The organism is uncultured Devosia sp. (assembly GCF_964244875.1).
Lineage (GTDB): Bacteria > Pseudomonadota > Alphaproteobacteria > Rhizobiales > Devosiaceae > Devosia.
The window spans coordinates 36,588-46,228 of the sequence record NZ_CAXTKA010000020.1 but is presented as its reverse complement, the minus strand read 5'-3'; the positions used below and the strand labels follow the sequence as shown (position 1 = coordinate 46,228).

The 9,641-nt window shown below is 62.8% G+C and carries 10 protein-coding genes; 6 read left to right on the top strand and 4 right to left on the bottom strand.

What is annotated here, in order from left to right; genetic code table 11:
• Positions 1-140: 140 nt before the first annotated feature.
• From ACFE8X_RS17245 to ureG, 6 genes are all read left to right on the top strand, one after another.
• Complete coding sequence (locus ACFE8X_RS17245; protein WP_375452732.1) at positions 141-596, top strand: DUF4126 family protein; 456 nt, start codon at positions 141-143, stop codon at positions 594-596.
• 72 nt (positions 597-668) lie between these two features.
• Positions 669-1,052, top strand: coding sequence for an MliC family protein (locus ACFE8X_RS17240; protein ID WP_375452731.1), 384 nt, complete (start codon positions 669-671; stop codon positions 1,050-1,052).
• 11 nt (positions 1,053-1,063) lie between these two features.
• A complete protein-coding gene (locus ACFE8X_RS17235; RefSeq protein ID WP_375452730.1) occupies positions 1,064-1,528 on the top strand; it encodes an urease accessory protein UreE in 465 nt (154 codons plus the stop codon).
• Positions 1,525-2,187: an urease accessory protein UreF gene (locus ACFE8X_RS17230; protein ID WP_375452729.1), complete on the top strand. Its 663-nt coding sequence runs from the start codon at positions 1,525-1,527 to the stop codon at positions 2,185-2,187. Before ACFE8X_RS17235 ends, ACFE8X_RS17230 begins: the two co-directional genes overlap by 4 nt.
• Entirely contained in the window at positions 2,184-2,615 is a 432-nt protein-coding gene (locus ACFE8X_RS17225; RefSeq protein WP_375452728.1) for a DUF3995 domain-containing protein, read from the top strand. The genes ACFE8X_RS17230 and ACFE8X_RS17225 overlap by 4 nt, the downstream gene beginning before the upstream one ends.
• Entirely contained in the window at positions 2,612-3,244 is a 633-nt protein-coding gene (gene ureG / locus ACFE8X_RS17220; RefSeq protein ID WP_375452727.1) for an urease accessory protein UreG, read from the top strand. The genes ACFE8X_RS17225 and ureG overlap by 4 nt, the downstream gene beginning before the upstream one ends.
• Before the next feature lie 12 nt (positions 3,245-3,256).
• Here ureG and glgX read toward each other — a convergent pair whose 3' ends face one another.
• Genes glgX through glgC form a run of 4 tightly spaced genes read right to left on the bottom strand, consistent with a single transcriptional unit; the run spans position 3,257 to position 9,613 of the window.
• Positions 3,257-5,266: a glycogen debranching protein GlgX gene (gene glgX, locus ACFE8X_RS17215; protein ID WP_375452726.1), complete on the bottom strand. Its 2,010-nt coding sequence runs from the start codon at positions 5,264-5,266 to the stop codon at positions 3,257-3,259.
• Between the two features lie 3 nt (positions 5,267-5,269).
• Positions 5,270-6,901: an alpha-D-glucose phosphate-specific phosphoglucomutase gene (locus ACFE8X_RS17210; RefSeq protein WP_375452725.1), complete on the bottom strand. Its 1,632-nt coding sequence runs from the start codon at positions 6,899-6,901 to the stop codon at positions 5,270-5,272.
• The gene (gene glgA, locus ACFE8X_RS17205; RefSeq protein WP_375452734.1) at positions 6,882-8,342 is read right to left on the bottom strand and encodes a glycogen synthase GlgA; all 1,461 of its coding nucleotides are present in this window, start codon (positions 8,340-8,342) and stop codon (positions 6,882-6,884) included. Before glgA ends, ACFE8X_RS17210 begins: the two co-directional genes overlap by 20 nt.
• On the bottom strand, positions 8,342-9,613 hold the full coding sequence (glgC, locus tag ACFE8X_RS17200) for a glucose-1-phosphate adenylyltransferase (RefSeq protein WP_375452724.1): 1,272 nt from the start codon (positions 9,611-9,613) through the stop codon (positions 8,342-8,344). The genes glgA and glgC overlap by 1 nt, the downstream gene beginning before the upstream one ends.
• Between the last annotated feature and the right edge of the window lie 28 nt (positions 9,614-9,641).

Genomic DNA, 9,641 nt, shown 5'->3' with positions numbered 1-9,641 from the left:
CTCGCCGCATGCCGTTTGACTGTCATCCAACCGCCCGGTGACCCCGCGCGGCGCGTCGGCATGCGCCCCCAATATCGCCCGATACAGCCGGCCGATTCCACGCTAGGCTGGGGTGCGTCACACTGCCTTGGGGGCTCGTCATGATCTACCTGCTCGTTCTGTTGCTCGGCGTCGTTGCCGGCCTGCGCGCCGCCACGCCCATTGCGGCCATCAGCCTCGCCGCCTATCTGGGCTGGCTCGATTTCACCGTAACCTGGTACAGCTTCCTGGGCTCACTTCCCACCGTCATCATCCTCGTCATCCTGGCCATCGTCGAACTGGTCGGCGACCAACTACCGGCAACGCCCAGCCGCAAAGTGCCGACGCAATTTGGCACCCGCGTCATCATGGGCGCCATCGCCGGCGCCCTGCTGTTGCAGGGCAACTGGATCGTTGGCGCCATCATCGGGGCCATCGGCGCGGTTCTGGGCACGCTCGGTGGCGCCGAAGTCCGCACCCGCCTCGCCCGGGCCTTCGGCCGCGACCTGCCCGCCGGTCTGCTCGAAGATGCCATTGCCGTGGTCGCGGCCCTGTTGATCGTCTATTACGCCGTCTGATCGACGAGAGCCAAACTTCCGCCCTGCGCATCGCCTATCGAGGACTGCGCCGGGGGCGCCATGGAGTTCAAAATGACCGTTCGCATTGACCGCCTTGCGCTATCCGTCCTCTTGCTCGCCATCCCGGCGGCGCCGAGCCTGGCCCAGTCCGTCCAATCCACCGTGACGCTCAGCCTGGACGGCGATGCCGAACAGAAAACCGTTCAGTACGACTGCGGCGAGTTTGGCCCGCTCGGCGTCGTCTACATCAATGCCGGCTCCAATTTCCTGGCCCTCGTCCCCGTTGAGGGCGAAACGCTGATCTTCACCACCGTGCTGAGCGCCTCTGGTGCCCGCTACCTCTCGGGCACGCATGAATGGGCGACCAAGGGACCTGAGGCCACCCTTCTCGATGCCACCGCTGCCCAGGATGCGCCGCCGCTGGCCTCCTGCTCCGAAATCATCAACACGCCTTGAGATCGAACGACATGCTGCGTGCCGTATCCCATCTTCCCGCCGATCATGGCCAGGGCGTTCCATTCGAGCGGATCGTTCTCGAACACGACGAGCGCCGCCTCCGCCGCAAGTTGCTGCGCTTGCAGGGTGGCGCTGAAATCATGCTCGACTTTCCCCAGACCATAACCCTCGACCACAGAGGCGCCCTCCAGCTCGACGATGGCCGCCTGGTCGAGATCGTCGCCGCGCCCGAACTGCTGTACGAAATCCGCGCTCGCGACACCGACCATCTGGTCCGGCTCGCCTGGCATATCGGCAACCGTCACACCGCCGCCCAGCTCGAAGCCAACCGCATCCTGATCAAGCGCGACCACGTACTCAAGGCCATGCTCGAAGGCCTTGGCGCCGTGATCACTGACGTCGCGGAACCCTTCTTTGCCGAGCACGGCGCCTATCACAGCCATGCCGAGACCGGCCACGCTCTGCTCAATCGATGACCGCGACCACCGACTTGCAAAAACTGCTGACCTGGCTGTCCCCGGCATTCCCCGTGGGTGCCTTTGCCTGGTCGGCCGGCCTTGAAACCGCCATCCTCGACCGCCGCGTCCACGACCGCGCCACCACCAGCGCCTGGATCGAGGCCAACCTGGCCCATGGCGGCCTGCGCACCGATGCCATCCTGCTCGCCCATGCCCATCGCTGCGCCACCGATGCCGCCGCTTTGGCCGAGCTGGCCGATCTCTGCCTCGCCCTGACGCCGGCCCGCGAACGCCATGACGAAACCACCATCACCGGCGATGCCTTTGCCATGGCCGCCCAAGCCTGGCCCTCCCCGGTTCAGGCCCACCTGCCCCAGCCCTGCCCCTATCCTATTGCCGTCGGTGCCATTGCCGCCGCCCACGGCATCGATCTCGGTTCGACCCTGACCGCCTTCCTGACTGCGACAGTGCATGCCCAGGTCTCGGTCGCCGTCCGTCTCGTTCCGATCGGCCAGTCCGATGGACTGGTGATCATGGCATCGCTGGAACCGCTTATCCTCGCCCATTCGCAACTGTGCCAAGGTGCCGCACTGGACGATATCGGCGCTATCGCCTACGCCGCTGACATCGCCCAGATGCGCCACGAAACCCTTGCGACGAGAATATTTCGCTCATGAGCATGCTGATCGCTTCTTTCATGTTCGTCGCCTTGCTGGCGGTCAGCTTCGCCCATTTCCTGTGGTCGATCGGCCGCACCTGGCCGATCCGCGAAGAGAAACTGCTGGCCCAGACCGTGGTCGGAACGGCCGGCATCGAGCACATGCCGCCACGCCTTGGCTCCTTTGCCGTGGCCCTTGTGACCCTGGCCGCCGCGCTTGTCGCCGCAGCCCTTGCCGATCACGACAGCGGCGGCGCCCCGCTCACCCTCCTCGCCATCCCCTTCGCCGCCATGTTCCTGGCGCGTGGCGGCGTGGGCTATACTCAACGCTTTGTCGAAAAAACCCCGCACCCCATTTTCCGGCTCAACGATCGGCGCGTATATTCCCCGCTCTGCCTGGTTCTCGGTGCCGGCTTCCTGGTTCTCATGCTGATGAGGCTCATATGAAATCGCTGAACGGTCCTCTGCGCATTGGCATCGGCGGCCCGGTCGGCTCGGGCAAGACCACGCTCTGCGAAATGCTGCTCAAGGCCATGCGCGATCGCTATTCCATGGCTGTGGTCACCAACGACATCTATACCCAGGAAGACGCGCTGATCCTGGCGCGCGCCCAGGCCATTGCCGAGGACCGCATCGTCGGCGTCGAAACCGGCGGCTGCCCGCATACGGCAATCCGCGAGGATGCCTCGCTCAATCTGGCCGCCATCGCTGCACTCAACCGCAAATTCCCCGATCTCGACATCATCCTGATCGAAAGCGGCGGCGACAACCTGGCCGCGACCTTCTCCCCCGACCTGGCCGATCTGACGATCTACGTCATCTCCGTAGCGCAGGGCGAAAAAATCCCCCGCAAGGGTGGCCCCGCCATCTCACGTTCGGATTTGCTGGTCATCACCCACACCGATCTCGCCCCCTACGTCGGCGCCAGTCTCGATGTGATGGACGCCGATACGCAAAAGGTGCGCGAAGGCCGCCCCTATATCTTCACCGACCTGCTGCGCCGCGAGGCGCTTGACGACATCATCGCCTATATCGAGCGCGCCGGTGGCCTTCTGGAGTCCGTCGCCGCGCAGTGAACCAGCCCTCGTTCAGGCCGGATCGGGACGCACCAGCACCGCTACAGATCGCGGCAGCAGCGTCGCGGTGCCTTCCGAAATCGCGACGTCGCCGCTGATATCCGACTGCAGCCCCACGGCCCAATGCCCTTCAGGCAATCGGGCCACCACCGGTTCCACCCGCCGGTTGAACCACACCAGCACCTCGTCGTCCTTGCTCCGAAGCTGCATGCCCAGCACCGAAGCGCCCGACCATTGCCAATCGCCTTCGTTCATTTCACGCCCGTCTGGATGCAGCCAGGCCACATCGCGAATGCCCGCCTTGTCAATCGCGCCGGTCAGGAAATGCTCATGCGTCAGCGCCGGATGCGCCTTGCGGAATTTCTGCAATGCCGCAACGAAATCAACGAGATCGCCGTCGTTATTCTCCCAGTCGACCCAGGTGATATCATTGTCCTGCGCATAGGCGTTATTGTTGCCGCCTTGCGTGCGATACATTTCATCACCCTGCTGGATCAGCGGGGTACCACGCGACAGGAACAGGGTGGCCAGCAGGGCACGCACATCGCGCCTGCGCGCTCCATTGATGGCGTCGTCGTCGGTTTCCCCTTCGGCCCCGCAATTCCAGGACGAATTGTGGCTGTGCCCGTCACGATTGCCCTCGCCATTGGCCGCGTTGCGCTTGTCGTTATAGCTGACCAGGTCGCGCAGGGTGAATCCGTCATGCACCGCCAGAAGGTTAACCCCATGGGTCGGCTTGCGCCCGGCAAAATTGAAGATCTCCGCCGATCCGGCAACCTTTCCGGCCAGCGCGCCGATCTTGCCGTCATCACCCCGCCAGAAGCTGCGCACCCCATCGCGATAGGTATCGTTCCACTCACGAAACTCGCGACCGAACTGGCCCAGCTGATATCCGCCGGGACCCGGATCCCACGGCTCCGCCACGAGAATCGCCTTGCTCAATACCGGATCGGCCTTGATCTTTTGCAACATGACCGCGTTGGGATTGAACCCCGGCTCGCGCCCCAGCACCGGCGCCAGGTCGAACCGGAAACCCGAAACCCCCATCTCCTCGATCCAGTAACGCAGGCTCTCGGTCACCAGCCGCTGCACTGCCGGATGATCGCAGCGCAGCGTATTGCCGGTCCCTGTATCGTTGACCAGTTGCTGTTCGCCGTTGACCTCAACGAAGCGATAATAGGTCTTGGCGTCCAGCCCCATCAGGCTGAGCATCGGCCCGTTTTCGTCTCCTTCCCCCGTGTGGTTGTAAACCACGTCGAGGATCACCGAGATGCCGTTCTTGCGATAAAGGTCGGTCATGTTCCGCAATTCCTGCGGACCGCGCGGCATCAGCCGCGGATCAGGCGCAAAATAGCTGACCGGATTGTAACCCCAGGCATTGGTCAGCCCCAGGCTGGGCAGGTGCCCGTCATCGATCCAGGCCGCGATCGGCATCAACTCGATCGTATCGACACCCAGATACTTGAAATGATCGATCACCCGCTTGGTCGTCAGCCCCGCCACAGTGCCGCGCAGCGGGCCCTGCACGCTGGGATGCCGCATGGTAAAACCGCGCACGTTCAGCTCATACATCAATTGCGGCGCGCGCTTGCGCGGCATCACCGCTTCGTTGCCGTCGCCAACCACGATGGCTTTGGGGATCAGCGGCGCCGTGTCCTCCGCTTCGTCCCGGTGCAGCCGCAAGCGCGGCGAGCGCACGAACACCCGGTCCAGCCGTCGCGCATAAGGATCGACCAACAGCTTGGCCGGATCAAAAAAATAGCCCTGCGACGGATTGTACTCGCCATCCGCGCGCAAGCCATAGCGCGTCCCCGCCCCCAGCCCTGCCACCAGTCCGGCCCGGATATTGTCCTCGTGAACGTCCAGTTCGAACCGGTCGGTCTCCTCATCCTGCTCGTCATAGACGGAAACCCAGATCGCGCTGGCCGTCTCAGAATAAACTGCAAAATTGACGCCACCGTCGACAATAGTCGCCCCAAGCGCCCCGATCCGCCCCGCTCCGGGGACAATGCTGGGCTTCATCGCTTAGGTGATGACGCTGGGCTGCTGGCGCCCCGTCCGCTGCTTCAGCCCGCACAGCACATCGGCGAGCCTGATCAGCGGCTCGAGGGCAGCTTGAGTTTCAAGATCATGCCGCCCGTCGGCAGCCTCGTAGCGCTCCAGATAGAGCCGCAAGGTCGCCCCGACTGTGCCGGTGCCGCTCAGCCGCACCACGATCCGCGATCCATCGGTAAACCCGATACGGATGCCCTGCTTGGTGCTGATCGATCCGTCGACCGGGTCGTGATAAGTGAAATCGTCGGCATAAGCCACTTGCAGATCATCGAAATTCTGCCCCGGCAATCCTGCCAGCCTGGCCCGCAGATCATCCACCACCCCATTGGCTATGCCCGCATCGACCTCTTCATAATCGTGCCGCGTGTAATAATTTCGGCCATAGGTCGCCCAGTGCTCGCGCACGATCTGATCCACGCTCTGCTTGCGCACGGCAACGATGTTGAGCCACAACAGCACCGCCCACAGCCCGTCCTTTTCCCGGACGTGGTTGGAGCCGGTGCCCGCGCTCTCCTCGCCGCAGATCGTCACCCTTCCGGCATCCAGCAGATTGCCGAAGAACTTCCAGCCGGTCGGGGTCTCGTGCATCTCGATACCGAGCTTGTCCGCCACCCGATCCGCCGCCGCACTGGTCGGCATCGAGCGGGCAATCCCCGCGATTCCCTTGGCATAGCCGGGCGCCAGAGCGGCATTGGCCGCCAGGATCGCCAGCGAATCCGATGGCGTCACGAACCGGTTCTTGCCGATGATCAGGTTGCGATCGCCATCACCATCCGAAGCCGCCCCGAAATCCGGCCCGGCTGGCGTCATCAGCAGGTCGTGCATGTCCTTGCAATACACCAGATTGGGATCGGGATGTCCCCCGCCGAAATCCGGCAGCGGCTTGCCGTTGATCACCGTGCCTGCCGATGCCCCCAATTGTTCCTCAAGGATCGCATGCGCGTAAGGCCCGGTGATGGCATGCATCGCGTCGAACACCATGCTGAACCCGGAAGCGAACAAGGCCCTGATGGCATTGAAATCGAACAGCGTCTGCATCAACGCCGCGTAATCGGCAACCGGATCGATCACCTCGACGATCATGCCGCCGCAATTCTGGATTCCCAGAATGGCCAGTTGCACATCGCGATCATTGGCGATTTTGTAGCTGTCGATGACCTTGGTCCGCGCGTAGACCGCATCGGTGATCTTCTCGGGTGCGGGCCCGCCATTGCCGATATTGTACTTGATACCGAAATCGCCGTCCGGCCCGCCCGGATTATGGCTGGCCGACAGGACCAGTCCACCAAACGCCTGGTGATGACGGATGATATGGCTGGCGGCCGGCGTCGACAGCAATCCATCCTGCCCGACCAGAACCCGGCCAAAGCCGTTGGCCGCCGCGATGCGGATCGCCGTCTGGATCGCAACATCATTGAAAAAACGCCCGTCCCCGCCGATCACCAGCGTCTGGCCTTCGAAGCCCTCGAGGCTGTCGAAGATCGCCTGGATATAGTTCTCGACATAGTTGGGCTGTCGATAAACGCTGACCCGCTTGCGCAGGCCCGACGTGCCCGGCTTCTGGTCGGGGTAAGGCGTGGTGTTAATCGTTTGGTTCGTCATTTATCGTCAGCCCCGTCAGTGTGGCGTAAAGCTCGGCATACCGGCCCGCGCTCGTCTCCCACGAGACATCGGACTTCATCCCCCGCCGTTGAATTTTCTTCCAGGTCTTGTCCTCGCCATAAAGCCTTACCGTCCGGCGGATTGCTTCATAGAGGGCATGCGCACTATTGGCGTCGAACATTATCCCGGTCGCCACCCCCGCATCCAGCGCCGCCGGATTGGCATCGATCACCGTATCCGCCAACCCGCCGATACGGCTTACCACCGGCACGCAGCCATAGCGCAGTCCGTAAAGCTGGGTCAGTCCGCACGGCTCGAAGCGCGACGGGATGATGATCGCATCCGCTCCGCCCTGCATCAGGTGCGACAGTTCCTCATTGTAGCCGGTGATGATGCTCACCTTGCCCGGATGGATCATGCTTGCATGCCGGAACCCGTCTTCCAGATAGCCCTCGCCCGACCCCAGGACGATCAGCCGTCCGCCAAGGCCGACCAGGCCCTCCAGCGCCTGCAGCAACAGGTCCATGCCCTTCTGGTCGGTCAATCGGCTGATGACGCAGAACAGCGGCCCGTCCTCGCCGTCCAGTCCGAATTTTTCCACCAGTGCCGCCTTGTTGACGCGCCGCAGATGCACCGTATTGCCCGAATATTTCTGCGGCAGCGCCGGATCTACCGCCGCGTTCCACGATCCCGTGTCGATGCCGTTGAGAATGCCGATCACCGTCTCGGCCCGCCCGTTCAGCAGCCCTTCCAGGCCCATGCCGAACTGCGGCGTGCGGATTTCGTCCGCATAGTTCGGGCTAACGGTCGTGACGTAGTCGGCACATTCCATGCCCGATTTCAGATACGAAATCCCGCCGTAATATTCGACGCCACCCACTTCGAAAGCCTGCGGCGGCAACCGCAGCTGCCCGAAAATTTCCCGCCCGAAAAAGCCTTTGAAGGCCATGTTGTGAACGGTCATCACGGTCTTGATGCCGTCTGCCGTTCCGTACTTCACATAGGCCGGAACCAGCCCGGCCTGCCAGTCATGGCAATGAATGACGCTGGGCCGGTATCCCTCGACCAATCCCCACGCCAGTTCCGCCCCCACCCAGCTCAAGGCTGCGAACCGCTTCCAATTGTCCGGCCAGTCCCAGCCATCCGGCGCGACATACGGATTGCCCGGCCGATCATAAAGGTGCGGCGCGTCGATGATTATCAGGTCGAGCCCGGAAAACCGGCCGGCGATCAACCTGCCCGGCGCACCAAACAGATCGCCGATTTCGGCCACGACACGCCCGCCTTGGCTTTTGGCCATGACGGACGGATATCCCGGCAAAAGCGTGCGCATGCTCACGCCCTTGTCGCTTAGAGCCAGCGGCAGGGCGCCGGCCACATCGGCCAGCCCCCCGGTCTTGATCAGTGGATGCACTTCCGCCGCAACGGACAGGACTTCGATCATCGGCTCGCCAGATACTTGTCTATCATCGCTTGGGTGACCAGCGTCACCCCTTCCTCGCTACGCCGAAACCATTTGGCATCGAACTCGGGATCTTCCCCAACCACAAGGCCTTCTGGAATATTCACCCCGCGGTCGATCACCACTTTCTTCAGCCGCGCATTGCGCCCGATATCGCAATACGGCAGCACCACCGCCTCGTTGAGCTCGGAATAGGAATGCACCCGCGAACCCGTCGACAGCAGCGTCTTTTGCAGATAGCCGCCCGAAATGATGCAGTCGCCCGAGACCAGCGAATTGACCGCCGTACCCCGCCGTCCGTCGAAATCATGCACGAACTTGGCCGGCGGCGTGATTTCCGCATAGGTCCAGATTGGCCAATCCCGATCATAAAGATCAAGCTGCGGCTGGATATCGGTCAGATCGATCGAGGCCTTCCAATAGGCATCGATGGTGCCAACGTCCCGCCAGTACGACACGTCCTCCTTGGAGGAACGGACGCAGGAGCGGTTGAACCGGTGTGCCCAGGCTGTGCCGTTCTTGACGATATAGGGGATGATGTCCTTGCCGAAATCCCGATTGGAGCCTTCCGTCGCCGCGTCGCGCCGCAATTGCTCCATCAGGAACCGCGTCTCGAACACATAGATGCCCATCGAAGCAAGGGCCATGTTTGGATTGTCGGGAATGCCCGGCGGGTCCTTCGGCTTTTCGACGAAATCCACGACCCGGTCGCGCCCGTCGACAGCCATCACGCCAAAGCCCGTCGCCTCCATGCGTGGCACCTCGAGGCACCCGATAGTCACGTCGGCGCCCGTGTCTACATGCTGGCGCAGCATGATTTCGTAGTCCATCTTGTAGATGTGGTCGCCCGCCAGGATGACGATATAGCGCGCGCCGTAGTCCTCGATGATGTCCATGTTCTGGAACACGGCGTCGGCGGTGCCAGCATACCACATGTCCTCGGCCACGCGCTGGCTGGCCGGCAACACGTCGAAGCTCTCGTTCCGCTCCGGCCGCAGGAAGTTCCAGCCACGCCCCAGATGCCGGATCAGGCTATGCGCCTGATATTGCGTCGCCACCGAAATGCGGCGAATGCCCGAATTGATCGCGTTCGACAGCGCGAAATCGATGATGCGCGATTTGCCGCCGAAATAGACGGCCGGCTTGGCGCGGCGGTCCGTCAGTTCCATCAACCTGGTTCCGCGACCACCGGCGAGCACATAGGCCATTGCTTCACGCGCAAGCGGCGACGGAACTCGATAATCTGCCATTTCTGCCCTCCTTCATGCCCGGGTTTTT

What these genes read in the sequence shown, in the direction of transcription:
- ureG (WP_375452727.1), top strand. Translation starts at nt 2,612, where the DNA reads ATGAAATCGCTGAACGGTCCTCTGCGCATTGGCATCGGCGGCCCGGTC.
- glgC (WP_375452724.1), bottom strand. Translation starts at nt 9,613, where the DNA reads ATGGCAGATTATCGAGTTCCGTCGCCGCTTGCGCGTGAAGCAATGGCC.
- ACFE8X_RS17225 (WP_375452728.1), top strand. Translation starts at nt 2,184, where the DNA reads ATGAGCATGCTGATCGCTTCTTTCATGTTCGTCGCCTTGCTGGCGGTC.
- ACFE8X_RS17240 (WP_375452731.1), top strand. Translation starts at nt 669, where the DNA reads ATGACCGTTCGCATTGACCGCCTTGCGCTATCCGTCCTCTTGCTCGCC.
- ACFE8X_RS17230 (WP_375452729.1), top strand. Translation starts at nt 1,525, where the DNA reads ATGACCGCGACCACCGACTTGCAAAAACTGCTGACCTGGCTGTCCCCG.
- ACFE8X_RS17235 (WP_375452730.1), top strand. Translation starts at nt 1,064, where the DNA reads ATGCTGCGTGCCGTATCCCATCTTCCCGCCGATCATGGCCAGGGCGTT.
- glgX (WP_375452726.1), bottom strand. Translation starts at nt 5,266, where the DNA reads ATGAAGCCCAGCATTGTCCCCGGAGCGGGGCGGATCGGGGCGCTTGGG.
- ACFE8X_RS17245 (WP_375452732.1), top strand. Translation starts at nt 141, where the DNA reads ATGATCTACCTGCTCGTTCTGTTGCTCGGCGTCGTTGCCGGCCTGCGC.
- ACFE8X_RS17210 (WP_375452725.1), bottom strand. Translation starts at nt 6,901, where the DNA reads ATGACGAACCAAACGATTAACACCACGCCTTACCCCGACCAGAAGCCG.